Origin of the sequence: Aureimonas phyllosphaerae, from assembly GCF_047943035.1 — a bacterium.
GTDB lineage: Bacteria > Pseudomonadota > Alphaproteobacteria > Rhizobiales > Rhizobiaceae > Aureimonas > Aureimonas phyllosphaerae.
In genome coordinates, this window is the sequence record NZ_CP181348.1 from 1,072,986 (window position 1) to 1,099,836 (window position 26,851).

General features: G+C 69.9%; 23 protein-coding genes. 16 read left to right on the plus strand and 7 right to left on the minus strand.

What is annotated here, in order from left to right; translation table 11 throughout:
* Positions 1-53: 53 nt before the first annotated feature.
* A complete protein-coding gene (locus ACLNGM_RS04895) occupies positions 54-506 on the minus strand; it encodes an Lrp/AsnC family transcriptional regulator (protein WP_055891976.1) in 453 nt (150 codons plus the stop codon).
* A gap of 141 nt (positions 507-647) precedes the next feature.
* Here ACLNGM_RS04895 and alr point away from each other — a divergent pair, with 141 nt between their 5' ends.
* Entirely contained in the window at positions 648-1,787 is a 1,140-nt protein-coding gene (alr, locus tag ACLNGM_RS04900) for an alanine racemase (RefSeq protein WP_416358386.1), read from the plus strand.
* Positions 1,784-3,034, plus strand: a complete 1,251-nt coding sequence (locus ACLNGM_RS04905) for a D-amino acid dehydrogenase (protein WP_416357435.1) — start codon at positions 1,784-1,786, stop codon at positions 3,032-3,034. The genes alr and ACLNGM_RS04905 overlap by 4 nt, the downstream gene beginning before the upstream one ends.
* Positions 3,035-3,041: 7 nt before the next feature.
* Here ACLNGM_RS04905 and ACLNGM_RS04910 read toward each other — a convergent pair whose 3' ends face one another.
* Entirely contained in the window at positions 3,042-3,353 is a 312-nt protein-coding gene (locus tag ACLNGM_RS04910; protein ID WP_082505803.1) for a GNAT family N-acetyltransferase, read from the minus strand.
* Between the two features lie 238 nt (positions 3,354-3,591).
* Here ACLNGM_RS04910 and ACLNGM_RS04915 point away from each other — a divergent pair, with 238 nt between their 5' ends.
* The 4 genes from ACLNGM_RS04915 to ACLNGM_RS04930 all read left to right on the plus strand — a co-directional run bounded on the left by ACLNGM_RS04915 (position 3,592) and on the right by ACLNGM_RS04930 (position 8,533).
* Complete coding sequence (locus ACLNGM_RS04915; protein WP_416357436.1) at positions 3,592-6,756, plus strand: DNA translocase FtsK; 3,165 nt, start codon at positions 3,592-3,594, stop codon at positions 6,754-6,756.
* Positions 6,757-6,919: 163 nt separating this feature from the next.
* On the plus strand, positions 6,920-7,387 hold the full coding sequence (locus ACLNGM_RS04920; protein WP_416357437.1) for a hypothetical protein: 468 nt from the start codon (positions 6,920-6,922) through the stop codon (positions 7,385-7,387).
* A 166-nt stretch (positions 7,388-7,553) separates the two neighbouring features.
* Positions 7,554-8,192 carry an outer-membrane lipoprotein carrier protein LolA gene (locus tag ACLNGM_RS04925; protein ID WP_416357438.1) on the plus strand — a complete coding sequence of 213 codons (639 nt, stop codon included), beginning with the start codon at positions 7,554-7,556 and terminating at the stop codon, positions 8,190-8,192.
* 77 nt (positions 8,193-8,269) lie between these two features.
* The gene (locus ACLNGM_RS04930; protein WP_416357439.1) at positions 8,270-8,533 is read left to right on the plus strand and encodes a hypothetical protein; all 264 of its coding nucleotides are present in this window, start codon (positions 8,270-8,272) and stop codon (positions 8,531-8,533) included.
* A gap of 7 nt (positions 8,534-8,540) precedes the next feature.
* Here the strand turns inward: ACLNGM_RS04930 and ACLNGM_RS04935 are convergent, their stop codons facing one another.
* Positions 8,541-9,419 carry an alpha/beta fold hydrolase gene (locus ACLNGM_RS04935; protein WP_416357440.1) on the minus strand — a complete coding sequence of 293 codons (879 nt, stop codon included), beginning with the start codon at positions 9,417-9,419 and terminating at the stop codon, positions 8,541-8,543.
* A gap of 149 nt (positions 9,420-9,568) precedes the next feature.
* Here ACLNGM_RS04935 and ACLNGM_RS04940 point away from each other — a divergent pair, with 149 nt between their 5' ends.
* From ACLNGM_RS04940 to ACLNGM_RS04975, 8 genes are all read left to right on the plus strand, one after another.
* Positions 9,569-10,372: an exodeoxyribonuclease III gene (locus tag ACLNGM_RS04940; RefSeq protein ID WP_416357441.1), complete on the plus strand. Its 804-nt coding sequence runs from the start codon at positions 9,569-9,571 to the stop codon at positions 10,370-10,372.
* 243 nt (positions 10,373-10,615) lie between these two features.
* The gene (locus ACLNGM_RS04945) at positions 10,616-12,799 is read left to right on the plus strand and encodes a TonB-dependent siderophore receptor (protein ID WP_416357442.1); all 2,184 of its coding nucleotides are present in this window, start codon (positions 10,616-10,618) and stop codon (positions 12,797-12,799) included.
* A 249-nt stretch (positions 12,800-13,048) separates the two neighbouring features.
* Positions 13,049-13,933, plus strand: a complete 885-nt coding sequence (locus tag ACLNGM_RS04950) for a helix-turn-helix domain-containing protein (protein ID WP_416357443.1) — start codon at positions 13,049-13,051, stop codon at positions 13,931-13,933.
* A gap of 121 nt (positions 13,934-14,054) precedes the next feature.
* Positions 14,055-15,104, plus strand: a complete 1,050-nt coding sequence (locus ACLNGM_RS04955) for a sugar ABC transporter substrate-binding protein (RefSeq protein WP_416357444.1) — start codon at positions 14,055-14,057, stop codon at positions 15,102-15,104.
* A gap of 73 nt (positions 15,105-15,177) precedes the next feature.
* Positions 15,178-16,002 carry an ATP-binding cassette domain-containing protein gene (locus tag ACLNGM_RS04960; RefSeq protein ID WP_090963510.1) on the plus strand — a complete coding sequence of 275 codons (825 nt, stop codon included), beginning with the start codon at positions 15,178-15,180 and terminating at the stop codon, positions 16,000-16,002.
* A complete protein-coding gene (locus ACLNGM_RS04965; protein WP_416357445.1) occupies positions 15,999-17,252 on the plus strand; it encodes a sugar ABC transporter permease in 1,254 nt (417 codons plus the stop codon). The genes ACLNGM_RS04960 and ACLNGM_RS04965 overlap by 4 nt, the downstream gene beginning before the upstream one ends.
* A 71-nt stretch (positions 17,253-17,323) precedes the next feature.
* Complete coding sequence (locus ACLNGM_RS04970) at positions 17,324-18,052, plus strand: SDR family oxidoreductase (RefSeq protein WP_090963514.1); 729 nt, start codon at positions 17,324-17,326, stop codon at positions 18,050-18,052.
* A gap of 16 nt (positions 18,053-18,068) precedes the next feature.
* Positions 18,069-19,706, plus strand: a complete 1,638-nt coding sequence (locus ACLNGM_RS04975) for an FGGY-family carbohydrate kinase (RefSeq protein ID WP_416357446.1) — start codon at positions 18,069-18,071, stop codon at positions 19,704-19,706.
* A gap of 4 nt (positions 19,707-19,710) precedes the next feature.
* Here the strand turns inward: ACLNGM_RS04975 and ACLNGM_RS04980 are convergent, their stop codons facing one another.
* A complete protein-coding gene (locus tag ACLNGM_RS04980) occupies positions 19,711-20,268 on the minus strand; it encodes a cyclic nucleotide-binding domain-containing protein (protein ID WP_416357447.1) in 558 nt (185 codons plus the stop codon).
* 106 nt (positions 20,269-20,374) lie between these two features.
* Positions 20,375-21,058: a response regulator transcription factor gene (locus ACLNGM_RS04985; RefSeq protein WP_055892020.1), complete on the minus strand. Its 684-nt coding sequence runs from the start codon at positions 21,056-21,058 to the stop codon at positions 20,375-20,377.
* Between the two features lie 124 nt (positions 21,059-21,182).
* Here ACLNGM_RS04985 and ACLNGM_RS04990 point away from each other — a divergent pair, with 124 nt between their 5' ends.
* Both ACLNGM_RS04990 and ACLNGM_RS04995 read left to right on the plus strand, forming a co-directional pair.
* Entirely contained in the window at positions 21,183-21,698 is a 516-nt protein-coding gene (locus ACLNGM_RS04990) for a L,D-transpeptidase family protein (protein WP_416357448.1), read from the plus strand.
* An 88-nt stretch (positions 21,699-21,786) separates the two neighbouring features.
* The gene (locus ACLNGM_RS04995) at positions 21,787-24,120 is read left to right on the plus strand and encodes an FdhF/YdeP family oxidoreductase (RefSeq protein ID WP_416357449.1); all 2,334 of its coding nucleotides are present in this window, start codon (positions 21,787-21,789) and stop codon (positions 24,118-24,120) included.
* A gap of 31 nt (positions 24,121-24,151) precedes the next feature.
* Here ACLNGM_RS04995 and ACLNGM_RS05000 read toward each other — a convergent pair whose 3' ends face one another.
* Both ACLNGM_RS05000 and ACLNGM_RS05005 read right to left on the minus strand, forming a co-directional pair.
* The gene (locus ACLNGM_RS05000; protein ID WP_416357450.1) at positions 24,152-25,861 is read right to left on the minus strand and encodes an ABC transporter permease; all 1,710 of its coding nucleotides are present in this window, start codon (positions 25,859-25,861) and stop codon (positions 24,152-24,154) included.
* The gene (locus ACLNGM_RS05005; RefSeq protein ID WP_416357451.1) at positions 25,854-26,846 is read right to left on the minus strand and encodes an ABC transporter substrate-binding protein; all 993 of its coding nucleotides are present in this window, start codon (positions 26,844-26,846) and stop codon (positions 25,854-25,856) included. The genes ACLNGM_RS05000 and ACLNGM_RS05005 overlap by 8 nt, the downstream gene beginning before the upstream one ends.
* Positions 26,847-26,851: the final 5 nt, after the last annotated feature.

The following is a 26,851-nucleotide window of genomic DNA, read 5'->3' on the forward strand; positions in this document are numbered from 1 at the left end:
CCCTCGCGAGGCCCCATCTAAGGGCGAGCGGGCCGCCGGCCAGACCCGGAGGATCATCGCCGGCCGCCGGTGTCGGACAGGACGCGGCGGATCGCGAAGGAGGAATTGATCCGCGACACGGCCGGAAGGCGCGACAGGATCTCCTTGTGGATGCGCTCGTAGTCGCCCGCCCCTTGCGCCTCGACGCGCAGGAGATAGTCCTCCGCACCCGTCATCAGGTAGCACTCGCGGATCTCGGGATGCTTCAGGACCTCCGCCTCGAAGCGGTGCAGGACGTCCTCGGTCTGGTGCTCCAGCGTGATGCGCACGATCACGACATGCGCGTCGTCGCCGCCCGGTCCCGCCACGATCGCGGTGTAGCCGCGGATCGCACCGGACTCTTCCAGCATCTGGACGCGGCGCAGGCACGCCGACGGCGACAGGCCGACCTCGGCGGCGAGCGCGACGTTGGTGACGCGAGCGTTGCGGCGGAGCGCCCGGATCAGGGCGCGGTCGATGCGGTCCATGCGAAGATCGTTGCGCCCGTTCGAAGGAAATGTCGGATCTGACGATAAATTAGCAGATCTTGCGGCAGTTCGGCATGTCCTTCGACGATCCTTCGACCATCATGGATGCCGGATCGCTCGGGGGACTTCGCCGTGAACGCCATGCCGTATTCGACCGACCAACGCGCCCCGGCCGCAGGCTCCGCCGGCGGCGTCCTGACCGTCGATCTCGGCGCGATCGCCCGGAACTACCGCGCGCTGGTGGCGCGAGCCGGGGGCGCGGCCGTCGCGGGCGTCGTCAAGGCGGACGCCTACGGGCTCGGCATGGCCCGGGTCGCCCCCGTGCTTCTGGAGGCCGGCTGCCGGACCTTCTTCGTGGCGCATCTCTCCGAGGCGCTGGCGCTGCGCCCGATCCTTCCCGAGGGCATCGAGATATTCGTCCTCAACGGTCTCCTGCCCGGCGACGAGCGCCTGTGCGCCGAGAACGGCATTCGACCGGTCCTCAATTCGCTCGACCAGGCGGAGGCCTGGAGCGCACTCGGAACCGGCCTCGGCCGACCGCTGCCGGCGGCGATCCAGGTCGACAGCGGCATGTCGCGCCTCGGTCTCGCACCGGCCGAGGTCGACGCGCTCGTCGCCTCGCCCGAGCGGTTCCGCGGCGTCGACACCGTCCTCGTCATGAGCCATCTCGCCTGCGGCGACGAGCCGGCCCACCCGGCGAACGCCGAGCAGCTGGCCGCCTTCCAGGCGCTGTCGGCCCGGCTGCCGCGGGCGCGGCGCTCGCTCGCCAACTCCGCCGGCCTCTTTCTCGGCGACGCATACCGCTTCGACCTCGTGCGGCCGGGCATCGCGCTCTACGGCGGCGCGCCGACCGGGGGGCGCCCCAATCCGATGGAGCCCGTTGTGCGGCTGGGCGCGCGGGTGATCCAGCTACGCGAGGTGCCGGTGGGTGCGGGCATCGGCTACGGTTTCACCGCGGTCGCCGAACGCCCGATGCGCCTTGCGACGCTCTCGGTCGGCTATGCCGACGGCTGGCTGCGCTCGGCCTCGAACCGCGGCGCCGTCTTCCATGCCGGCCGCCGGCTGCCGATCGTCGGGCGCGTGTCGATGGACTCCATCATCGTCGAGGCGGGCGATGCGCCGCTTCGGGCCGGCGATCCCGTCGAGCTCATCGGCCCGGACATCCCCCTCGACGCGGCGGCCGCGGCGGCGGGCACGATCTCCTACGAGATCCTGACCTCGCTCGGGAGCCGCTACGAGCGCCGCTACATATCGAACAACGCTGCAGGAGAGCGGGCATGAAGGTCGTCGTCCTCGGAGCTGGCATCATCGGCGTCACCTCCGCCTGGTACCTGATGAAGGCGGGCCACGAGGTGATCGTGGTGGAGCGGCAGGAGGGGCCGGCGCTGGAGACGAGCTACGCCAATGCCGGGGAGGTGTCCTTCGGCTACTGCAGCCCCTGGGCGGCGCCGGGCATCCCGCAGAAGGCCATCAAGTGGCTGATGATGGAGCACGCACCCCTCATCCTGCGCCCCAAGCTCGACCGCGCCATGCTGTCCTGGCTGACGAAGATGCTCGCCAACTGCACGGCCGGGGCCTATGCGCGCAACAAGAGCCGGATGCTGCGCCTGTCGGACTACAGCCGCGTATCGCTCAGCCAGCTTCGCCGTGATACCAACATCGCCTACGACCAGCGGATGCAGGGCACGCTGCAGCTCTTCCGTACACAGGCCCAGCTCGACGCCTCGGCCAAGGACGTGAAGGCGCTTGCCGCCGACGGCATCCCCTACGAGGTGCTCGACCGCGAGGGCTGCATCCGCGCCGAGCCGGCGCTCGCCCACGCGCGCGACAAGATCGTCGGCGGCCTTCAGACCCCGCAGGACGAGACGGGCGACTGCTTCAAGTTCGCGAACGCCCTGGCCGAGATCGTCGCCTCGCGCGGCGTCGAATTCCGCTGGGACCGCACCGTGCGCCGCATTCTCACCGAGAACGGCCGGGCGGTCGGCGTCGCGACGGATGCCGGCGACATCCGGGCCGACGCCGTGGTGGTGGCGATGGGGTCCTATTCGCCGGTGCTCGTGCGTCCGCTCGGGATCAAGCTGCCGGTCTATCCGGTGAAGGGCTATTCGCTCACCATCCCGATCGTCGACGAGACGCGCGCGCCCGAATCCACCGTCATGGACGAGACCTACAAGATCGCGATCACGCGGCTCGGCGACCGCATCCGCGTCGGCGGCATGGCCGAGATTTCCGGCTTCACCAACGACCGGTCGGAGCGCCGGCGCCGCACGCTCGAGCATTCGGTCACCGACCTCTTTCCCGGCGGCGACACCGGGCGGGCGAGCTTCTGGTCGGGGCTCCGGCCGATGACGCCGGACGGAACGCCGGTGATCGGGCCGACGAAGGTGAAGGGGCTCTTCCTCAACACCGGCCACGGCACGCTCGGCTGGACCATGAGTTCGGGCTCGGGCCGGCTCCTCGCCGACCTCGTGTCGGGCGCCACGCCCGACATCGACGCGCGCGACCTGTCCGTCGCGCGCTACGGCTGACCGGCGCTCAGATCCGGCCGACCGGCTTCTCCTCCTCGGTGCGGATGTCGCCGTAGCGCTCGGGATGCCGGTCAAACAGCGCGCGCACATAGGAGCAGGCCGGCACCACGGTCTTGCCCTCGCTCCGTGCGAAGGCGACCGCGTGGTCGACGAGCTTTTCGGCGATGCCTTGGCCGCGCAGGCGCTCGGGCACGTAGGTGTGGTCGAAGATCAGCGAGTTCTGGATGCCGGCCGGCGCATAGGTCAGTTCGGCCCGGTCGTCGCCCTCGCCATAGGCGAAGACGCCGGTGCGGCCCTGGTCCTCGTGAACGATCTGCATGGGGCGTGGTCCCTTGTGTTGCGGTTCCCTTCGCGCCTAGACGCCCCTCCGCCGGGCCCGTTCCATCAAACCAATGCGAGCGCGAGGGGGCCAACGGGCTCCGCAGGGTTAAACGACCCTTAACCCCGTTTGTTTACCTTGACCGCAAAGAGCCGGAGCCCGCGGGGGGCGCGCCGTCGAAGGACGCGTGCGCCCCCCGCGGCGCCGTCCGGGCAGGCAGCAGGCGAAGGGCAGCGACATGGCATCGATCGAGGCGCGGGACGAGGGGACGGGATCGATGGCACGACCGGCACGCTTGGGCCTCGGGGTCGCTCTGGTCGGCCTCGCGCTGTGGCTGGCGACCGCCTTCGCCACCTGGGCGGTGGACGATCCGTCGCTCAGCTATTCCAACGACAATCCGGTCCGCAACATGGCGGGCGCCGGCGGCGCGGTGGTCGCCGATCTCGCCATGCAGGTCTTCGGCCTCGGCGCCGTCCTCGTCCCGCTGGTGCTGGCGATCCGCGGCATCCTGTGCCTCGTCGGCCGCCGCGCGGGCCGCGCCGGCCAGCGCGCCTGGGTGGCGCTCGGCGGCCTCGCGCTCGCCAGCGCCGCGCTCGGCTCGCTCGAGGCGCCGGCCGGCTGGCCGCTGCCGATCGGTCTCGGCGGCATCGTCGGCGATCTTCTCCTGAAAATCCCGGCGCTCGCGACCGGCGCCTATCCGACGGGCGCCTGGAGCTTTGCCGCCGCGGCCCTCTTCGCCGCCCCGGCGCTCTGGTGCATCCTCCACGGCGCCGGCCTCGTTGGCGCGCCGGACGAGCCGGTCGCGCTGAGCGCCCGTCGCGCCTCGAAGATCGAGGAGGACGACGGCGAGGGCCGCCTCGCCCTTCTCGCCGGGGTTGCCAGCCACTGGGCCTACCGCATGCGCTCGGCCGCTGCGCGCGTGACGCAGTCGGTGCCGGTGCTCGGCCGCCGCGAGGATCCGTTCTCGCACCGCGACTGGGACGCCGACGCGCCCCTGATGCCGCCGGCCCCGCCCGCCCGCTTCCGCGACGGGGCGGCCGCGCCCGCCGCCCGCCGCGAGGTGCGCGTCGTGGTGCCGCCGGAGTTCCGCGAGCCCACCTTCGACGAGTCGGTGGCCGACCACGACGAGCGCGCCTGGGCCGAGGTACCCTATGCGCCCGAGTCCGCCGTGCCGGCGAGCCCTCGCGCGCCGGCCGCTGCGGCCCCCGAGATTGAGCCCGCCGCGCCCACCCGCCGCACGGTCGACACGAGCCGCGCCACTGTGCGCCACGGCCGCTCGGACTGGAACGGCTCCTACAAGATGGCGCAGCGCCAGGCCGCGATCGAGGCGGCGGCCGCCGCGGGCCGCGCCGAGCCGACCTTCGCCGCGGACGAGGCGGGCGACGAGGACCTCTTCGAGACCGGCGCGCCGGAGGATCGCGGCGTCGTCGGCTACGACGACATCCACCGCCACGACGCGCCGGCCTTCGACCATGACGACGAGCCGCCGTTCGAGACGCACCGGGACGACGCGCCGTATCTCGGCGACGACGGCCGCCTGTCCCTGGAAGAGCGGATCGCGATGGAGGAGGACGAGGCGCGCCTCGAGGCGCCCGAGCGCGCCCCGGCGCCGGAAGAGGGCGGCGGCTGGCGCGACTTCATCGCCAACAACATCGTCGCCTTCCCCGGTCTGAAGCGCGCCCCGAAGCCCGAGGCCGAGCTGCCGCGCGCCGCGCCCGTCGAGCCGCGCATGGCCCCGGCCGCCCCGGCGCCCGCCGCGCCGGCCCCGCGCGGGCCGATGTTCGAGCGCCCGGCGCGCGTCGTGCCGCAGGCGGCAGCCGATGCCGTCTCGCGCCAGTCCTCGCGCGCCCGCCTTGCCGAACTCGGCAATGCGGCCCTCAACGCCGAGTTCGAACTGCCGCCAATCGAGCTCCTGTCGCCGCCGAAGCCAAGAAACCGCGACAACACGCTGACGCCCGAGATCCTGCAGGAGAACGCGCGCCTTCTCGAGGGCGTCCTCGACGACTTCGGCGTCAAGGGCGAGATCATCGAGGTGCGCCCCGGTCCCGTCGTCACGCTCTACGAGCTCGAGCCCGCGCCCGGCATCAAGTCGAGCCGCGTCATCGGCCTCGCCGACGACATCGCCCGCTCGATGTCGGCGATCGCCGCCCGCGTCGCGGTCATTCCCGGCAAGAACGCGATCGGCATCGAGCTGCCCAACGCCAAGCGCGAGACCGTCTACTTCCGCGAGATGATCCAGTCGGAGACGTTCGCGGGCGCCAAGGCGAAGCTCGCTCTGGCGCTCGGCAAGACGATCGGCGGCGAGGCGGTGATCGCCGATCTCGCCAAGATGCCGCACCTTCTCGTCGCCGGCACCACGGGCTCGGGCAAGTCCGTCTCGATCAACACGATGATCCTGTCGCTCCTCTACCGGATGAGCCCGGCCGAGTGCCGCATGATCATGATCGACCCGAAGATGTTGGAACTGTCGATCTACGACGGCATCCCGCACCTCCTCGCGCCCGTCGTCACCGACCCGAAGAAGGCGGTCGTCGCCCTGAAGTGGACGGTCAAGGAGATGGAGGACCGCTACCGCAAGATGTCGAAGGTCGGTGTTCGCAACATCGACGGCTTCAACACGCGGGTGTCCTCGGCGATCGAGCGCGGCGAGACCATGTCGCGCACCGTGCAGACGGGCTTCGACCGCGAGACCGGCGAGCCGATCTTCGAGTCGGAGGAGTTCGACCTCCAGCCGCTGCCCTACATCGTCGTCATCATCGACGAGATGGCCGACCTGATGATGGTCGCCGGCAAGGACATCGAAGGCACCGTCCAGCGCCTCGCGCAGATGGCGCGCGCCGCCGGCATCCACGTCATCATGGCGACGCAGCGCCCCTCGGTCGACGTCATCACCGGCACGATCAAGGCGAACTTCCCGACCCGCATCTCCTTCCAGGTGACGTCGAAGATCGACTCGCGCACCATTCTCCAGGAGCAGGGGGCCGAGCAGCTGCTCGGCATGGGCGACATGCTGTTCATGGCCGGCGGCGGGCGCATCCAGCGCGTCCACGGCCCCTTCGTCGACGACGCCGAGGTCGAGGAGGTGGTCAAGCACCTGAAAGCCCAGGGCACGCCCGAATATCTCGACGCGATCCTCGAGGAAGAGGACGAGGACGGCGGCGCGGCGGCGGGCGGTTCGGGCGGCGGCTCGGCGGGCGGCGAAGAGTCGGCCGATCTCTACGACCAGGCGGTGGCCGTGGTCCTGCGCGACGGCAAGGCGTCCACCTCCTACGTCCAGCGCCGCCTGCAGATCGGCTACAACCGCGCGGCCTCGATCATCGAGCGGATGGAGCGTGAGGGCATCGTCGGCCCCGCCAACCACGCCGGCAAGCGAGAGATCCTGGTGCCGACGGACAATACGTGACGAGCCGGAGGAAGAAGTCCTCTTCCACCGGCCTTACATCTCGCCGTCCGCATGGCGCTTGTTCCAGCGGGCGACGACGAGCAGACATGAGCGGCATCGTTTCCGCATCATGCCGAGGACGCTGCGCTCCGTTCCCGCTCTCGAGCGCGGTCTGAGGCTTCGCGTGGCTGCGGTGCCCTTCGCCCTTTGGGGCATCGCTGTGCTTGCCTCGTTGCGTCTGTCACCCGAAATGAGGCAACTCTCGCTCACGTTGGCGGCCTACTATCTCGCTCCCATGATGCTTCACGGGATCTGGACCGTCGCATTCCGCAGGCGCCCGCTGAAGGTTTCAAGGTATCCGTGGACGTTTGGAATCGACGGTCTTGTTCTCGCGTGCAAAACCGCACTCATCGCGTTCGCTACCAGTCCCTTCATACTTTCTCTTTGCAACCATCTCTTTGGAGAGGGGCGGGAGCCGAGCCGATCCATATTGGGCGTCTCGGCATTCGATATCACCTTTCTCATGTTTCTGAGCGTCGCGCCCATGACGATCGGTGCCGGGGTCGGGTCTTGGGTTCTTTACAACATCATCGGAACCGGGCACCGCCGACGGCTTTACGAAGCTCTGACGCAGGCGCGCGCCGCACGCTAATTTCTCGCCGACTTCTTGCCGGCTGACCGCACCGGAATAGCTTCGCCGGATGAACCAGAGTTCATTTGAACTGCCGCAATGGAGCCGATCTGAGGCTGTATCGACGGGTCGATCCCGGTGCCGCTCTTCTTCGGCCCGCCCCACGCTTCGAGGACTTGTACGACCCATGACAACTCAACGTGGACGCATCGCTGGCGCCGTTCTCACGCTCGCCCTCCTCGCCGGCGCCTCGCTGTCCGGACACACGCTCGCCCACGCCCAGACCGCGACCGCCGCCGCGCAGCGCGTGGCCGACCATTTTTCCGGCGTGAAGTCGATGAAGGGCAACTTCGTCCAGTTCGACGCGGCCGGAAACCAGACCGAGGGCACGTTCTTCATGGAGCGGCCGGGCAAGATCCGCTTCGACTATTCCGGCTCGCCGGTGCGCGTCATCGCCGACGGCAGCCAGGTCGCGGTCAACAACCGCAAGCTCAACACCTGGGACCTCTACCCCCTGTCGAAGACGCCGCTGAAGCTGCTCCTCGACCAGCGGATCGACCTCTCGGCCGCCAACATCCAGAGCGTGAAGGAAGGACCCGACCTCACGACGATCGTGATGGGCGACAAGTCGATCTTCGGCAATTCGCGCATCACCATGATGTTCGATCCCTCGACCATGGACCTGCGCCAGTGGACGATCCGCGACGCGCAGGGCAAGGACACGACCGTCATGGTCTACAACGTCGTCGAGGGTGGCGCGGTGGACGACAAGCTGTTCAACATCCCCTACGCCAACATCCGCGGCGGCATGACCGGCAACCGCTGACGGGAACAGGCGCGGCGGGCCGGGGTTGAGCCTCTGTCCCGCGGCCTCCGTCGCGCCGCCACCCGGAACACCCGCCCATGCGCCCGATCCCGGTCCCGGTCCTTGCCCTCGGCCTCCTCGCTCTCTCCGGCTGCACCACGGTGACGCCGGCCGAACGACGCGCGGCGGACGAGGCGCGCTGCCGCGACTACGGGTTCCGACCGCGCACCGACGCCTTCGCTGCCTGCCTGCAGCGCATCGATCTCGACCGCAGCGAAGCCCGCCGGGCACGCCTCTACGGCGGCCCGGGGTGGAACGGCGGCATCGGCGTCGGGGTCGGCTACGGCCGGATCGGCTGGTAGGGGCGGCTCACCGGAAGAAGGCGAGCATCGCCGTCAGCGTCTCCTCCGGCGCCTCCTCCACCAGGAAGTGACCGCTGTCGATCGCCTGTCCCGACACGTCGTCGGCGTAGCGCGTCCAGACTTCGGTGGGATCGCCGTGCCTCGCCGGCGTGCCCTTGGCGCCCCACAGCGCCAGCAGCGGGCAGGCGATGCGCCGGCCGGCCGCCCGATCCTCCTCGTCGTGGCGCCGGTCGATCGTGGCGCCGGCACGGTAGTCCTCGCAGACGCCGTGGATCGTGTCGACACGCGAGAAGGACCGGCGATATTCGGCGAGCGCCTGCGGCGCGAAGGGTGCGGTGGACTGGTTGGCCGTCCAGCTCGCCAGCGTATGATCGACGTAGAAGACCGGATCGGAGCCGATCAGGCGCTCCGGCATCGGGTTCGGCTGGGCGAGGAACTGCCAGTGGTAGGAGGAGAGGGCGCCAGCCGCGTCCATCCGCTCCCACATCTCCACCGTCGGGATGATGTCGAGGAGCGCCAGCCGCTCGACGGCGTCCGGGTGGTCGAAGGCCAGGCGATAGGCGACGCGGCCGCCGCGGTCATGGCCGGCGAGGCGGAAGCGCTCGAACCCGAGCGCTGTCATGACACGCATCATGTCTGCCGCCATGACGCGCTTGGCGTAACCCTCGCCGCCCTTCGATTCCGGCGCCGACGACTGGCCGTAGCCGCGTAGGTCGGGCACCACGACGCGGAAGTGCTCGGCCAGGCGCGGGGCGATGCCCGCCCACATCGCGCCGGTCTGCGGGTAGCCGTGGAGAAGGAGGAGGGGAGGGCCCTCGCCCGCGATGCGGCAGAAGATCTCGGCGCCGTCGCCCTCAACCTTGCGCGTCTCGAAGCCTTCGAACATGACCTGAACTCCCGACCGCTCCATACGCGCCCGGCCACAACGCGGGCGCCGCTTTGTCGTTGCCTCCGGCGCGAGACGCCCAGGCGTTTCCTTCCGCGGCGGTGATGGACTAGACAGGCGCCGACGCCCCTGCCCATCGGACACGCCCCATGCCCTTCACGCTCGCCACCTGGAACATCAACTCGGTGCGCCTGCGCCTGCCGATCGTGGAGGCGTTCCTGCGGGCCGAAGCGCCGGACGTCCTATGCCTGCAGGAGACGAAGTGCCCGAACGAGCTCTTCCCCGAGGACGCGTTCCATGCGCTCGGCTACGAGCACATCGCGCTCCACGGGCAGAAGGGCTATCACGGCGTCGCCACGATCTCGCGCCTGCCCTTCGCCGACCTCGTGCGCCAGGACTTCTGCGCGATCGGCGACGCGCGGCACCTGTCGGTGCGCGTGGCGGCGGGCGAGCGGCAGATCCGCGTCCACAATCTCTACGTGCCGGCGGGCGGTGACGAGCCGGACCCCGAGATCAACCCGAAGTTCCGCCACAAGCTCGACTTCCTCGAGGAGATGCGCCTGATGCGCGCCGAGGCCGAGCCCGGCGTCTCGGCGATCCTCGTCGGCGACCTCAACATCGCGCCGTTCGAGGACGACGTCTGGTCGCACAAGCAGCTTCTGAAGATCGTCTCGCATACGCCGGTCGAGACCGAGGGCATGAAGCGCGTGATGGCGGAAGGCGGATGGACCGATCTCGTGCGCCAGCACGTGCCCCTGCCGCAGAAGCTCTACACGTGGTGGAGCTACCGCGCCAAGGACTGGGACGGCGCCGACAAGGGGCGCCGGCTCGACCACATCTGGAGCTCGGCCGACCTCGGACCCCACCTTCGCGAAGCGCGGGTCCTGCGCGAGGCGCGCGGCTGGGACCGTCCGTCCGACCACGTACCGGTGATCGTCACGCTCGACCTCTGAACAACGGGGGCGTGGATCCTGGAATCGTTCCGAAACCCGTGTCCGCGCTGCATCATTCACTCGGCAATACGACATCGCCGCGGTCGTCGCCCCGCGGGTCGAAACCCGGAAATCCCAATGATCGGCCGCGATCGGGCCCTGAGCAGGCCCGGCGACAAATATTGACTCTTTCAGTCATGTTTTCGTAGCGAGGATGGATCGGCGGGCGCGAGGGGCGCCGGCCCCAGCTTCCCGTGTGCGTCCATGCCCCGTTCAACACCCGTTTGCTCCTGCCCGATCCGTCCGCTGCTCCTTGCGACCACCGCTCTCGTGGCCCTGTCCTGCGCGTCGGCGCCAGCGCAGGAGATCGTGCTCGATACGGTGACGATCGAGACCGGCGGCGAGCGCGCGCGGACGGACGGCTCGCTCAGCGCAGCGGGCGGCGGGGTCGCGGGGGCCTCGGCGGACGGCTTCCGGACGGACGGCTACGTCACTGAGACGACGCGCTCGGCCACCAAGACCGACACGCCACTGGTGCGCGTGCCGCAGGCGGTGTCGGTGGTGACGGAGGAGCAGCTCGACGACCGCAATCCGCAGACGCTCAGCGACGCCGTCGGCTATACGCCGGGCGTGCGGATCGGCGCCTACGGGCTCGACCCGCGCTTCGACGCCTTCTTCATCCGGGGCCTGCCCGCGACCTATACCGGCATCTTCCGCGACGGGTTGCGCGAGTTCAACATCGGCTTCTCGACCTTCGACATCGAACCCTACGGACTCGAGGGCCTGTCGATCCTCAAGGGCCCGGCGGCCGGCCTCTACGGCTCGTCGAATGCCGGGGGCATCGTCGACCTGCGCTCCAAGCGTCCGACGCGGGCGGCCGCGCGCGAGGTGGAGGCGCAGGTCGGCTCCAACAGCCGCGTTCAGCTCAACATGGACGCGTCGGGACCGCTCGGATCGTCCGAGACGGCCTTCTACCGCGTCACCGGCGTCGCGCGCGACGCGGAGTCCGACTACCCGTTCGCCTCCGACGACCGGCTGACCGTCGCGCCGGCCTTCACCTGGACGCCGGACGCCGACACCTCGCTGACGATCCTCGGCGAACTCCAGCGCTCGCGCTCCGGCGGCACCTTCGCCTATGTCAACGACGGGACGCGCGTGACCGACGTCGCGGCGGGCGATCCGTCCTTCAACGACCTCGACCAGACCCAGGGCCGCCTCGGCTTCGAACTGGAGCGGCGCCTCGACGAGACCTTCACCTTCCGCCAGAAGGCGCGCGTCCAGAGCCTCGACGTCTACGGCGAGTACGCCTACGCGATCGGCGGCCCGCAGAACGGCATCGTCAACCGCGGCGCGGGCAATGTCGACCAGACGCTGAAGGGCGTCGTGTCCGACACGCAGCTGGAGGCGAGGTTCGACACGGGTCCGCTCGGCCACACGCTGCTCGGCGGCGTCGATGCGTCCTATGCCGAATACACCAACCTCGAAGGCTACGGCGCGGCGCCCTCGCTCCTCTTCGCCGCCCCGCGCTACGACACGGCGATCGCGACGCCCGCCTACTCGGTCGCGGCCTCGCAGGACCAGTCGCAGGTCGGCCTCTACCTTCAGGACGAGATCGCCTACGATCGCTTCACCCTGACGCTCGGCGGGCGGCACGACTGGGTCTGGACGGACACCGCGTCGGGCACGCCGGGCGCCCTCGCCGCCCAGCCGGAGCAGAAGGATTCGGAGTTCTCCGGCCGCGTCGGCCTGTCCTATCTCTTCGACAGCGGCGTCGCTCCCTATGTCAGCTACGCCACCGCATTCGCGCCCAACATCGGCACGAACACGGCGGGCGAGGCCTTCGTGCCGACCACGGCCGAGCAGTGGGAAGCCGGCGTGAAGTACCAGATTCCCGGCTGGAACACGCTCCTGACGGCCGCCGTCTTCGACATCACGCAGGAGAACGGCGTCTTCTTCGACGTGAACCCGCTCACCGGCACCAACGAACAGGTGCAGCGCGGCGAGCTGCGCTCGCGCGGGGTGGAACTGGAGGCGACGGCCTCACTCATGGCGGGTCTCAACGCCACGCTCGCCTACGCCTATACCGACCTCGAGATCGTCGAAGGCACGGCGGCCACCACCGGCAACACCCTGTCCTCGACGCCGCGCCACACGGTCTCGCTCTGGGCGGACTACACCGTGCAGTCAGGCACGGCCGAAGGGCTCGGGTTCGGGGCGGGGCTGCGCTACCTGTCGTCGAGCTTCGGCGACGACGAGAACACGTTCCGCAACGACGCGCGCGTCTTCATCGACGCGACCGCCCATTACGACGTGCTCGCGGTCGAGGGTCTTCGCATCCAGGTGAACGCCACCAACCTCTTCGGCGAGGATGCGCAAATCTGCTCGTCCGGCTTCTGCTACAAGGAACCCGAGCGCAACGTCATCGGCTCGGTGCGCTACCGGTTCTGACGTCTCCCGCGACCATGGGCAGTCAGGCTCTCTCCGCGGGACTGCCACGATGCCGCATCGGCGGGCGATCTGCCCGCCGGATAGGCGTTTTCGACAGGATCGGGCGTCATATCCGTCATGATCGACAAAAAAGTATCGTCGTTGCGGAAAGCCGGAGGTAGCTAAGCATCCGTCGAAGGTCTTAACTCCAAGCTGCAGAGTGCGGGGAACACGCGCCTGCAACGGGAGATACGGCCGGGAGGAGACGGCATGCATCCAGACCTGGAACTCGTCCAGATCCGGCAGGGAGAGGCGTTCAAGGCCTGGACGCACGGCTATCCCTTCCACACGGTCCGCTGGCACTTCCACCCCGAATACGAGATCCACCACGTCGTCGAGACGCGCGGCAACTATTTCGTCGGCGATTTCATCGGCGAGTTCGAGCCGGGCAACCTCGTCCTCACCGGGCCGAACCTCCCGCACAACTGGGTGAGCGACGTCGCGCCGGATGCCGAAATCCCGCTGCGCTGCCGGATCGTCCAGTTCTCCGAGAGCTTCGTCGAGGAGACGACGCGCGCGCTGCCGGAGTTCGCGGCAGCCGCTCCGCTCCTGGCGTCGAGCCGGCGCGGCGTCCTGTTTTCGCCCGACACCGCGGCAGCCGCCGGGCCGATCCTCGCCGAGATGGTCGAGGCGAGCGGCTTCCGCCGCCTGTCGCTGTTCATGGCGTTGATGGACGTCCTGACGGCGGCCGAGGACGCGCGCCCGCTCACCAGCGCCGACTACCTGCCGGACCCGTCGGGCTTCATGAGCGGGGGCATCAACGAGGCGCTCGCCTTCATCAACCGTCACCTGACGGAGGAGTTCTCGGAGCGCGACCTTGCCGCCATCTCCGGGCGCAGCCCCTCGACCTTCAGCCGCGCCTTCCGGCGGCACACCGGCATGACGCTGGTCAGCTACGTCAACCGGCTGCGCATCAACCTCGCCTGCCAGCTCCTGACCAGCGACCCGCACCGCGCGATCACCGACATCTGCTTCGCCGCCGGCTACAACAACGTGTCGAACTTCAATCGCCAGTTCCTGCTGCAGAAGGGGATGACGCCGACGCGCTTCCGCAACCTGTCGCAGCGAAACCAGACCCTGTCCTACGCCGCCTGACCGCGTGCGGGACGAGCCGATCGGCGGGCGGGACTCCGGTCCCGGTCCCGCCGCCAAAGGGCCCTTCGCGCGTGCCCGGAACGCCGAACTCGAAGACCATCAAAACCCAAGGGAGACAATCATGACTGTTTCGATGCGCCATGGCGGCCTTGCCGTCCTCGCCCTCGGCCTTCTGGCCGGCACCGCTTCGGCCCGCGCGGCCGACGCCACCGTCGCCTTCCTGATGCCCGACCAGGGCTCGACGCGCTACGAGGAGCGCGACTTCCCCGGCTTCAAGAACGAGATGGCGAAGCTCTGCCCGGACTGCACCGTGGTCTACCAGAACGCCAACGGCGACGCCGCGCTCCAGCAGCAGCAGTTCAACTCGGTGATCGCGCAAGGGGCGACCGTCGTGGTGCTCGACCCCGTCGATTCCAGCGCCGCCGCCTCGCTGGTGCAGCAGGCGCAGTCCCAGGACGTCAAGGTCATCGCCTACGACCGCCCGATCCCGGCGACGCCCGCCGACTACTACGTCTCGTTCGACAACAAGGCGATCGGCCAGGCGATCGCCCAATCGCTCGTCGACCACCTGAAGGCCAAGGGCGTGCCGGACGGCTCGGGCGTCCTGCAGATCAACGGCTCGCCGACGGACGCGGCAGCCGGCCTCATCCGCGACGGCATCGACGCCGCGCTGGACGCCTCGCCCTACAAGACGCTCGCCGAGTTCGACACGCCGGAATGGGCGCCGCCGGAGGCCCAGCAGTGGACGAGCGGCCAGATCACCCGCTACGGCGCCGACATCAAGGGCGTGGTCGCGGCCAACGACGGCACCGGTGGCGGCGCCATCGCGGCCTTCAAGGCGGCCGGCGTCGAGCCCGTCCCGCCGGTGACGGGCAACGACGCCACCACCGCGGCGCTCCAGCTGATCATCGCGGGCGACCAGTACAACACGATCTCCAAGCCCTCCGAGATCGTGGCCGCGGCCGCCGCCAACATCGCCTTCAAGTTCATCTCCGGCGAGAAGCCGGAGGCCAAGACGACGCTCTACAACACGCCGTCCGAGCTCTTCGTGCCGCTCGTCATCACCCGCGAGAACATCAAGGCCGAGATCTTCGACAAGAACATCACGCCGGCCTCCGCCGTCTGCACCGGTGACTACGCGGCCGGCTGCAAGGAGCTGGGCATCCAGTAAGCCTCGCGCGAGACCGCCGGTCGCCCATGCTCGGACGGCCGGTCCCCGTTCCATTTCAAGGGAGGCCCGGCTCATGGCCGATCATGCCGACCGCTCGACGTCTCCCCGTTCGGGTCGAGGCGAGCCGGTCATTTCGCTGCGCAACGTATCCAAGAACTTCGGCGCGGTGTCCGCGCTGACCGACATCGAACTCGACGTCTATCCCGGCGAGGTCGTGGCGCTCGTCGGCGACAACGGCGCCGGCAAGTCGACGCTGGTCAAGGTACTCGCCGGCGTCCACCAGCCCTCGTCCGGCACGATCCGCTTCGACGGCAAGGAGGTCGCCCTGTCGAGCCCGTCGACGGCGCTCGATCTCGGCATCGCGACGGTGTTCCAGGATCTTGCCCTCTGCGAGAACCTCGACGTCGTCGCCAACATCTATCTCGGGCGCGAGGACAACCCCTGGAAGCTCGACGAGGTCGCGATGGAGGTCCGCGCCTGGACGCTCCTCAACGAGCTGTCGGCTCGCATCCCGTCCGTGCGCGAGCCGGTCGCTTCCCTTTCGGGCGGCCAGCGCCAGACGGTCGCGATCGCCCGCTCGCTCCTGCTCGAGCCCAAGCTCATCATGCTCGACGAGCCGACCGCGGCGCTCGGCGTCGCCCAGACCGCCGAGGTCCTCAACCTCATCGAGCGCGTGCGCGACCGCGGGCTCGGCGTCATCGTGATCTCGCACAACATGGACGACGTGCGCGCGGTGGCCGATCGCATCGTGGTGCTGCGCCTCGGTCGCAACAACGGCGTCTTCACGCCCGCCGATTCCCATCACGACCTGATCTCGGCCATCACCGGCGCGTCCGAGAACGCCGTGTCGCGCCGCGCCGAGCGCCGCGCCGGCGCTGCCGAAGGGGGGCATCCATGAGCCTGAATCCCAATTCCGTGTCCGGCCAGGCGCTCGACCGCGCGGATGCGCGCGTGCGCCAGGACGAGGGCCTCGGCGGCGCGCTGCGCGCCTTCGGCGACCGGGTGCGCTCGGGCGATCTCGGGATGATCCCGGTGGCGGTCGGCCTTGTCCTCATCGCCGTCGTGTTCACGACGCTGAACCCGGTCTTCCTGCGCCCCGGCAACGTCTCCAACCTCCTCTACGACTGCGCGACGACGGGCATCATCTCGCTCGGCATCGTCTGCGTGCTGCTACTCGGCGAGATCGACCTGTCGGTCGGCTCGATGTCGGGCCTCGCCTCGGCGATGCTCGGCGTCCTGTGGATCAACAACGGCTGGCCGCTCGTCGGCGCGGTCGCGGTGGCGCTCGGCTTCGGCGCCTTCGTCGGGGCGCTCTACGCCACGCTCTACAACCGCGTCGGCATGCCGTCCTTCGTGGCGACGCTGGCGGGTCTCCTCGCGCTGCTCGGGCTCCAGCTCTATCTTCTGGGCACGTCGGGCTCGATCAACCTGCCCTTCAACCTTGCCTTCGTGCGCTTCGGCCAGAACGCCTACATGCCGAACTGGCTGTCGGTCCTGCTTGCCCTCGTGCCGGGCGCGGTGGTGCTCTGGGGCGGGCTCAAGGCGCGGGCGCGGCGGCAGGCAGCGGGCCTCACCGGCACGGCGCTCAGTGTCATCGTCGCCAAGGCGCTGGTGCTCACCGTCGGCCTCGTCGCGGTGGTCCTCTATCTCGCGCAGGGGCGCGGCGTGCCGTGGATGTTCGGCATGTTCGTCGCGATGGTCGCAGGCATGGACTACGCCATCACCCGCACCAAGTGGGGCCGCTCGATGATGGCGGTCGGCGGCAACCGCGAGGCGGCCCGGCGCGCCGGCATCAACGTGCGCCGCATCTACATGAGCGCCTTCGTCCTGTGCTCGACGCTGGCCGCGCTCGGCGGCCTCCTGTCGGCGGCGCGCCTCGGCTCGGCCTCGCAGCAGGCCGGCACCGGCGACGTCAATCTCAACGCCATCGCTGCGGCCGTGATCGGCGGCACCTCGCTCTTTGGCGGGCGCGGCTCGGCCTATTCGGCGCTGCTCGGCATCATCGTGATCCAGGCGATCTCGAACGGGCTGACGCTTCTCAACCTCTCGTCCAGCCTTCGCTACATGATCCTCGGCGGCGTGCTGGCGCTGGCCGTGATCGTCGATTCGCTCGCCCGCCGCTCGCGCGCCTCGCACGGCCGCGGCTGACCCTCGTACCCCCGCCCGCACCGCGGGCGGGGCGACCGTCGTCCCCATTCGTCCATTCGGGAACAGCACCCATGAACTTCGATCTCTCCGGCAAGGTCGCCGCCGTCACGGGCGGGGCGTCCGGCATCGGCCTCGAATGCGCCCGCACCTTTCTCGCGGCCGGCGCCGAGGTCGTCCTCGTCGACCACGCGGCCGACCGTCTGGAAGCCGCCTGCGCCGGGCTCGGGGCAGGGGCCCACGCCGTGCGCATCGACCTCACCGACGGCGCCAGCGTCGACACGATGATGCCGCAGATCCTCGAGAAGGCCGGGCGCCTCGACATCTTCCACGCCAATGCCGGCGCCTATGTCGGCGGCGAGGTGATCGAGGGCGACCCCGACCGCTGGGACCGGATGCTCAACCTCAACATCAACGCCGCCTTTCGCTCGATCCACGCCGTCCTGCCGCATATGGCCGAGCGCGGCTCGGGCGACGTCGTGGTGACGAGCTCCGTCGCCGGCCTCGTGCCGGTGGTCTGGGAGCCGGTCTACACGGCCTCGAAATTCGCCATCCAGGCCTTTGTCCACACGCTGCGCCGCCAGGTCATCAAGCACGGCATCCGCGTCGGCGCCGTGGCGCCTGGCCCGGTGATCACGCCGCTGATCGACGACTGGCCGGCCGCCAAGCTCGAGGAGGCGCGCGCCTCGAAGAGCCTGATGGAGGCCAAGGAGGTTGCGGACGCCGTGCTCTTCATGGTCACACGGCCGCAAGGGGTCGTGATCCGCGACCTCGTGATCCTGCCGCACGGCGTCGACCTCTAGTCCGAAGGCCTTCCAGATGAGCGCCAACGATCTCTTCCTCGGCATCGATGTCGGAACCGGCAGCGCGCGTGCCGGACTGTTCGACGAGGCTGGCCGTCTCGTCGCCACCGCCAAGCGCCCGATCCGGATGTGGCGCGAGCCCGGCGAGATCGTGGAGCAGTCCTCGGCCGACATCTGGCGCGCGATCTGCGAGAGCGTCCACGAGGCGCTGGGGGCGGCCGGCGGCGATCCGGCGCGCGTGCGCGGCATCGGCTTCGACGCCACCTGCTCGCTGGTCGCGGTCGGCCCCGGCGCGCAGCCGCTCGCCGTCGGTCCCTCGAACGACCCGCAGCGCGACATCGTGGTGTGGATGGACCACCGGGCGCTCGCGCAGACGGAGCGGATCAACGCCACCGGCCACCCGGTCCTCGCCTATGTCGGCGGGCGCATCTCGCCCGAGATGGAGACGCCGAAGCTCCTCTGGCTGAAGGAGAACAAGCCGGACACCTTCCACAGGGCCGAGCACTTCTTCGACCTTGCCGACTATCTCACATGGCGCGCCACGGGCTCGGCCGCGCGCTCGGTGTGCACCATCACCTGCAAGTGGACCTATCTCGCGCACGAGCGGCGCTGGGACGAGGACTACTTCCGCACGATCGGCCTCGGCGAGTTCGCCGACGAGGGCTTCCGGCGCATCGGGCAGGCGGTGCTCGACATCGGCGAGCCGGTGGGCGCCGGCCTGACGGCCGAGGCCGCCGCCGATCTCGGGCTAACGCCGGGCACGCCGGTCGGCGCCGCCCTGATCGACGCCCATGCCGGCGGCGTCGGCACGGTGTCTGGGGTCGGGCGCGATCTCGCGCTGATCATGGGAACGTCGGCCTGCGCCATGGCGGTGACGGCGGAAGCCACCTTCGTGGAAGGCGTCTGGGGTCCTTATTTCGGCGCGATGCTGCCGGGCGCCTGGCTTCTCGAAGGCGGGCAGTCCGGCTACGGCGCGGCGCTCGACCACCTCGTCGGCTCGCATCCGGGCTTTGCCGCCGCGCGCGAGGCCGCCGAGCGCGAGGGGCGGGGCGTCCTCGACCATCTCGAGGCCCGCGCCGTCGCGCTCGCCGGCTCCGTCGAGGCGGCGGCTCGGCTGGGGGCCACCCTTCACGTCGTGCCGGACCATCTCGGCAACCGCTCGCCGCACGCCGATCCGCATGCGACCGGCACGGTGAGCGGCCTGACGCTCGCCGCCGACGAGGACGCCATCGTGCGCCTCTTCGTCGCCGCGCTCTGCGGCCTCTGCTACGGCACGCGCGACATCGTCGAGGCGATGCGGGCGAAGGGCGTGCCGCTGGAGCGGATCGTGGTCTCGGGCGGCGCCTCGCGCTCGCCCCTTCTGCGGCGCATCCTGGCGGACGCGACGGGCACGACGGTGGTGCTGCCGGAGACGGCCGAGCCTGTCCTTCTCGGCAGCGCGATGCTCGGCGTCGTCGCGAGCGGTGCGGCGCCAGATCTGGCCGAGGCGGCGACGCTGATGTGCCGGGCCGGCGAGACGATCGAGCCCGCCGGCGGTGCGATCGCAGCCTTCCACGACGCGAAGTTCCGGGCCTATCGCACCCTGCAGGCGGCCGAGCGGCAGGTGCGCGAAGCGATGGCGACGGTCGAGGGCGGCGGCGCCAGCCGGGGCTGATCGCTCAGGGGCGCGGTTCGCCGTCTCCGGCCGGCGCGTCCGTCTCGTCGTCGTAGTCGAAGACGTCGGACAGGGCGAGGATCCGGGCGGTCATCGCCGCGAGCTCGCCCGTGATGCGGTCGTGCAGCGTTACCGCGATCTCGGGATATTCCTGCAGCATCCGGCGAAACAGCGGGCGCGAGATGCGGATGAAGTCGCAGTCGGTGGCGGTGACCGCCGTCACCGGCCGGCGCGTGTCGGCCATGAGGGCCATCTCGCCGAGGAGCGATCCGGGACCCGCCGTCTCGACGACGCGCCGCGCGTCGCCCTCGCCGTCCACGAGGTTGACCGTACCCGAGGCCACGATGAAGCCGGCATCCGCGCGCGCCTCGGCCCGAAACAGGATCTCGCCCGAACGCAGGTGGCGATGCTCGGCGCCGAAGGCCAGAAGCCGCAGCTGGTCGCGCGTCAGGTCCTGGAACAGGGAGACGCCGCCGAGAAGCTCCATGTCGCTTTCCAGGCTCATGCCGACCGAAACACCCTTCACGCCCCCTGCCGGGCGCGGGGCGCCCGCTTCGGACATCGCAGGAAATCGCCGCCGCGTGAAGCCCAAAGCGGGGCGAAGTCGCAGCCAGCCGGCCCCTTCGCCCCACGGCGTTTCCAGCCGGCCACACAACCGGCGGTTCGGGTCAGGGCATCAGCTTGTAGCCGCCCGACTCCGTCACGATCAGCCGGGCGTTGGAAGGCTCCGGCTCGATCTTCTGGCGAAGGCGATAGACGTGGGTCTCGAGCGTGTGGGTGGTCACGCCCGAATTGTAGCCCCACACCTCTTCCAGAAGGACGTCGCGCGTCACAACGCGCCGGTCGGCCCGGTAGAGGTAGCGGATGATCGCGGTTTCCTTCTCGGTCAGGCGAATCTTGCCGCCCTTCTCGTCGAGGAGGACCTTCTGGCTCGGCTTGAAGACGTAGGGGCCGACCTGGAAGGTCGCGTCCTCGGACTGCTCGTGCTGGCGCAGCTGGGCGCGGATGCGCGCGAGCAGCACCGCGAAGCGGAAGGGCTTGGCGACATAGTCGTTGGCGCCCGATTCGAGGCCGAGGATCGTGTCGGCGTCGCCGTCCTGCGCCGTCAGGATGATCACGGGCGCCTTGAAGCCGCCCTTGCGCAGCGTCTTCACCGCCTCGCGGCCGTCCATGTCCGGCAGGCCGACATCCATGATCACGAGGTCGATCAGGTTGGCGCGCGCGGTCTGGATGCCCTTGGTGGCGTTCGCCTCCTGGAGCACCTGGAACTCCTCGTGGAGGGCGAGCTGATCCACCAGTGTCGTGCGAAGGTCGTCGTCGTCATCGACAATGAGAATGCTACGTACGCTCATCCAGGGTCCTTCGTTTCAACGATCCGGTCGGGCGACTGATTCGCGCCCGGCTTTGTAATAATTTGTGAGCGCAATGCGGCTTTTTCCACCCCCTAGGCCGAGGAAACCCCGTTCGGGCCCGCTTTTGACCGTTCGCGCCTCGCCGCTCGACCCGCGCCGCGGCATTCTGGCGGCGGGTCCGCTGCGCATTCCTTGTGCGCTCGGCCGCTCCGGCATCACCAGCGGCAAGCGCGAAGGGGACGGAGCGACGCCGCTCGCCGAAATGGCCGTCGTCGCGGCCTTCGTGCGGGGTGGGCGGCGCGGGGCCCCGTTCCGGCTGCCCGGCCTTCCGCTCCGCCGCGCACGGGCCGAGGACGGCTGGTGCGATGAGCCTCGCCACCCCGCCTACAATCGCCCGGTGCGCCTGCCTTTGACGGCCAGCGCCGAGACGATGCAGCGCGAGGACGCGCTCTACGACGTCGTCGTGGTGCTCGACTGGAACCTGCGATCGCGCGCACGCGGGCGCGGCAGCGCGATCTTCTTCCACATCGCGCGGCCGGGCTTCCGCCCGACCGAGGGCTGCGTCGCGGTCACGCGCCGGGACATGGGACGCTTGGCACCGTTCCTGCGGCCGGGCGCGCGATTGGCGGTGCGGCGATAGGATCGCGTGGCGGCAGGGAACCCGGGGCGCTTTCGCGCGTCCCCCTCACTGGACCTTCAATCTTCCGTTCCCGCCGAGGCCTGCCGTCATGAAGCGTAGCGAGATCCAGTCCGAGCCCACGGTCGAACCCTATGACGAGCCGACGGGCGGCTGGGGCTCGGTGAAGTCGCTCGCCAAGAAGAGCCTTGCCGAGGGGCTGGCGATCTCGACCATCTGGAACACGCTCTACAAGCAGAACAAGCCGGACGGCTTCGCCTGCGTCTCGTGCTCCTGGGCGAAACCCGCGGACGCCAACACGTTCGAGTTCTGCGAGAACGGCGCCAAGGCGACGATCTGGGAGCAGACCAAGCGGCGCACCAACCGCGACTTCTTCGCCCGCCACAAGGTGTCCGAGCTTCTCGACTGGCCGGACTACGACCTCGAGAAGAACGGTCGCTTGACGACGCCGATGCGCTACGACGCCTCGCTCGACCAGTATGTGCCGGTGTCCTGGGAAAGCGCCTTCGCCGAGATCGGCCGGGAGCTGCAGGCGCTCGATCCGAAGTCGGTGATCTTCTACGCCTCGGGCCGCGCCTCGCTCGAGACGAGCTACATGTACCAGCTCTTCGCGCGGGTCTACGGGTCGCAGAACCTGCCCGACTCGTCCAACATGTGCCACGAGTCGACCTCGGTCGGCCTGCCGCTGTCGATCGGCTCGCCCGTCGGCACCATCGTCTACGAAGACTTCGAGCATTCCGACATGATGCTCTTCTTCGGCCACAACACAGGCACCAACGCGCCACGCCTTCTCCACCCGCTGCAGGAGGCGCGAAAGCGCGGCGTGCCCGTCTTCACCTTCAATCCGGTGGAGGAGCGCGGGCAGATGCGCTTCAAGAACCCGCAGTCGCCCGTCGAGATGCTGTCGCCGGGCGCCGGCACCAAGATGTCGAGCGAGTACTTCCAGCTGAAGTGCGGCGGCGACATCGCCGCCATCACCGGCATCGCCAAGACCGTGTTCCAGCTCGACGACGAGGCGAAGGAGAAGGGCGCCCCCCGTGTCCTAGACGTCGCCTTCATCGCGGAGCACTGCCACGGCTTCGAAGAGTTCGAGCGCTTCGTGCGCGATGCGACCTGGGAGGAGATCGAGCGCTGCTCGGGGCTTGCGCGCGCCGAGCTCGAGGAGGTCGGCCGCACCTACGCCCGCTCCAACGCCGTGATGGCGCATTACGGCATGGGCCTCACCCAGCACCGCCACGGCGTCGCCAACGTGCGCATGGTGGTGAACCTCCTCCTCATGCGCGGCAATATCGGCAAGCGGGGCGCGGGCATCTCGCCGATCCGCGGCCATTCCAACGTGCAGGGCCAGCGCACGGTCGGCATCACCGAGAAGCCGGAGCTCGCCCCGCTCGACAAGTTCAAGGCGTTCTACGACTTCGAGCCGCCGCGCGAGAAGGGCATGGCGACGGTGGAAGCCTGCCAAAGCATCATCGACGGATCGGTGAAGGCCTTCATCGGGCTCGGCGGCAACTTCTCGCGCGCGGTGCCCGAGACCGAGGCGATCGAGAGGGCGTGGCGGAACCTGCGCCTCCACGTCCAGATCTCGACCAAGCTCAACCGCAACCACCTCCTGCCGGGCGCGGTCACCTACATCCTGCCCTGCCTCGGCCGCATCGAGCGCGACCGGCAGGCCAGCGGCGACCAGATCGTCTCCATCGAGGACTCGACCGCCTGCATCCACGGCTCCAAGGGCTGGCGCCCGCCGGCCTCGCCTGAACTCCTGTCCGAGCCGAAGATCGTCGCCGAGATGGCGAAGGCGACCGTGCCGGGCAGATCCAGCATTCCGTGGGATGCGTGGGTCGGCAACTACGCGCTGGTGCGCGACGAGATCGAGCGCGCCTATCCGCAGTACTTCAAGGACTTCAACAAGCGCTTCATGCAGCCGGGCGGCTTCCACCGCGACCTGCCCGCGTGCCGGCGCGAGTGGAAGACCGAGAACGGCAAGGCCAACTTCCACGTGCCCGAGGACGGGTTCGACACCAACCCCGACATCGATACGCGCGGGCCGGACGTCTTCACGCTGATGACGCTGCGCTCCAACGACCAGTTCAACACCACCGTCTACGGCTACGACGACCGCCTGCGCGGCATCTCGGGCTCGCGGATGATCCTCCTGATGAACGCCGACGACATGGCGCGCCTCGGGCTCAAGGACCAGGACTTCGTGGATGTGGAAACCCATGCCGACGACGGGGTGGAGCGCCGCGTCGAGGGCCTGCGGGTGCACGCCTTCAAGCTGCCGAAGGGCGATGTCGGCGGCTACTATCCCGAGCTCAACCGCCTGATCCCGCTCTGGCACCACGCCAAGGACAGCCATGTGCCGGCGGCGAAATCCGTGCCGATCCGCGTGGCCAAGGCGCGCGTCGCGGCGGTCGCGGCGGAATAGCCGGGTCTGTGGCGCGGCTCTCCCGCAAGGGTCAGTCGCGCCAGGGCAGGGCGCCCGGCGCGCCGCGGCCGAGCCGGTCGGCGAGGAAGGCGAGGGCCGCGACGAGAAGCGTGGCGAGGACGGAGAGCGCCGCCGCCTCGCCCGAATTGCCCTCGTATTGCAGCGAGAACACCATGACGCCGACGGTCTGCGTCCCCGCGGACCACAGGAGCGCCGAGACGGTCAGTTCGTTGAAGGCGGTGAGCGCGGCAAGCAGCATGCCGGCCGCCGTCGCCCGGCCCGCGAGCGGCAGGGCGAGGAACGCCAGGCGTCGCCGGAGGCCGACGCCCGAAACGCGCGCGGCGTCGTCGAGCGCAGGGTCGAGGCTGGCGAAGGAGCTTGCGACCGGCGCCGTGACCAGCGGCAGGAACCGGGCGAGATAGGCGAGCGCCAGGATCCAGGGCGTTGCGTAGAGCGACACGCCGATGCCCGGCAGCGGCGGTAGGAACACCAAGATGAAGGCGAGCGCGAGGACGGTGCCCGGCACCACGAAGGGCGCATCCGCCACGATCCCCGTCATGCGCGCGACGGGGTTTCGCCGCACCGTCGCGAGATAGGCGAGCGGCACGGCCAGGGCGCCGGCGACCACCGCCATGCCGAGCGAGAGCGCCAGCGAGTTGACGAGGGCACGGCGGATCGCATCGCTCGCGAGCACCGAACGGAACTGCGCGAGCGTCGCGGTGTCGGGCGTCAAGGCGACGCCGATGGCGGGCGTCAAGGCGCCGGCGACCAGCGCCAGCATCGGCAGGACGGCGACCACCGCGACGCCGATCCAGACCAGCGCCGGCGCCAGGCCGTGCGGGGCCGTTCGGTCGAGGGCGGCGGGCTGGCCACCGACGCGCTCCACCGGCACGGCGAGCGCGCGCAGCGCAAGGCTTCGCAGCGCCAGCGCCGCCAGTGCCAGCGCCACCAGCACGAGCGCGATCACCGCCACCTGCGGCAGGACCGACGGGCCGAAGCCGTTGAGCCGCTGGTAGGCGAGGGTGGTGAGCATGGGGAAGCGTCCGGGGATGCCGAGGAGCGCCGGGATGCCGAAATTGCCGACGGAGGCCGCAAACGCCAGCGCCGCGCTGCCGGCGATCGTGGGGGCGAGCAGCGGCAGGACGATGCGACGGAGGATGCGGCCGCGCGGAACGCCCGCGATGCGCGCGGCATCGGCGAGATCGCCTGGCACCAGCGCCAGCCCCGCCCGCACGGCCAGAAACACGAGCGGCATCGCCTCGATGCCGAGAAGCAGCGCAACGCCGGGGCCGGAGTAGAGAATCCGGCCCGCCTGTGGCAGCACGAGGCCCGTGAGCTCGATCCAGGCCAGCGCCATGATCTGCGACGGCACGAGGAGCGGCGACAGGAGAAGGAAGGTCGGGAGCGCCCGGCGTCGGGCGGGCATGCGCGCCAGGAGAAGCGCGAGGCCCGCGCCGAGCGTGACCGCGATCGCGGTCGCGCCCAGCGAGGCGGCGAGCGTGTTCCAGAAGGCGCGGTGGATCGCCCGCGAGCCCCAAGCCTCCACGAGATTGCCGAAGACCGCACCGTCGTCGCCGGCCGCGAGGCCGAGCGACAGAAGGCGCAGGAGCGGCCACGTGCCGATCAGCGCGACGACGAGGAGGAGGGCGGCGGCCAGCACCGTCTCCGGCCGCAGCGTCGCACGGGCGAAGGGCCGCCGCTCTGGAGTGGCGGCCTCGAGGCTTGCGGTGCCGTCAGCCACCGAAGAGGTCGGAGAAGCGCGCCTTGAGGTCGGCCTCGTCCTCGACCAGCTTGGCGGAATCGGTCGCCAGAACGCGCAGCGTCTTTGGATCGGGATAGCCGGCGGGCGGCGCCATGCCCTCGATCACCGGGAAGTAGCCCTGCGCCACCGACTGCTCCTGCGCGGCGCGGCCGAGCTGCCAGTCGACGAAGGCCTTCGCCGCGTCGGGATTGTCGGTCCCCTTCAGGATCGCGACCGGCTGGGTGATCGTCGAGACGCCTTCCGACGGGAAGACGAAGGCGACCGGCGAGCCCTTGGCCTTGGCATTCATCGCCATGTAGTCGACGATCATGCCGTAGCTCTTCTCGCCGCGCGCGACGGCTTCGAGCACCGTGCCGTTGCCCTGCCCGGCCACGGCGCCGCCGTCGGCGAGCGCCTCGTAGTAGTCCCAGCCGAAGGCCGGCGCCTGCGTCATCGTGCCGACATGGACAACGGCCGCGCCGGAATAGAGCGGGCTCGGCATGATCAGCTGCGAGGCGGCGTCCTCGGCCTTCAGGTCGTTCCACGAGGTCGGCGCGGTCTTCACCTTGTCGGTGTTGTAGATGATGCCGGTGGTGAGCAGCTTGGTGCCGAAATAGGTGCGGTCGGGGTCGACGAGATTGGCCGGGATGCCCTCGACCGGCGCCTCAGTGTAGGGCAGGAGGCGGTCGGCCTCTTTCAACTGCGTCATCGCCACCGTGTCCGCGATCAGGACGACGTCGGCGGGCGAGCCGCCGGCCGCGAACTCGGCCTGCAGCTTGGCCATCAGCTCGGTCGTGCCGGCGCGGAAGATCTCGACGGTGACGTCGGGATTGTCCTTGCGGAATGCCTCGACCACGGCGGTCATCTGGTCGTTCGGCTGCGAGGTGTAGAGCGTGATCGCGCCGGACGCGTCGGCGGCGAGCGCGGAGCCCGACAGAAGGATGCCGGCGAGGGCGGCGAGGCTGGCGGTTAGGCGGCGCGACATGGGGC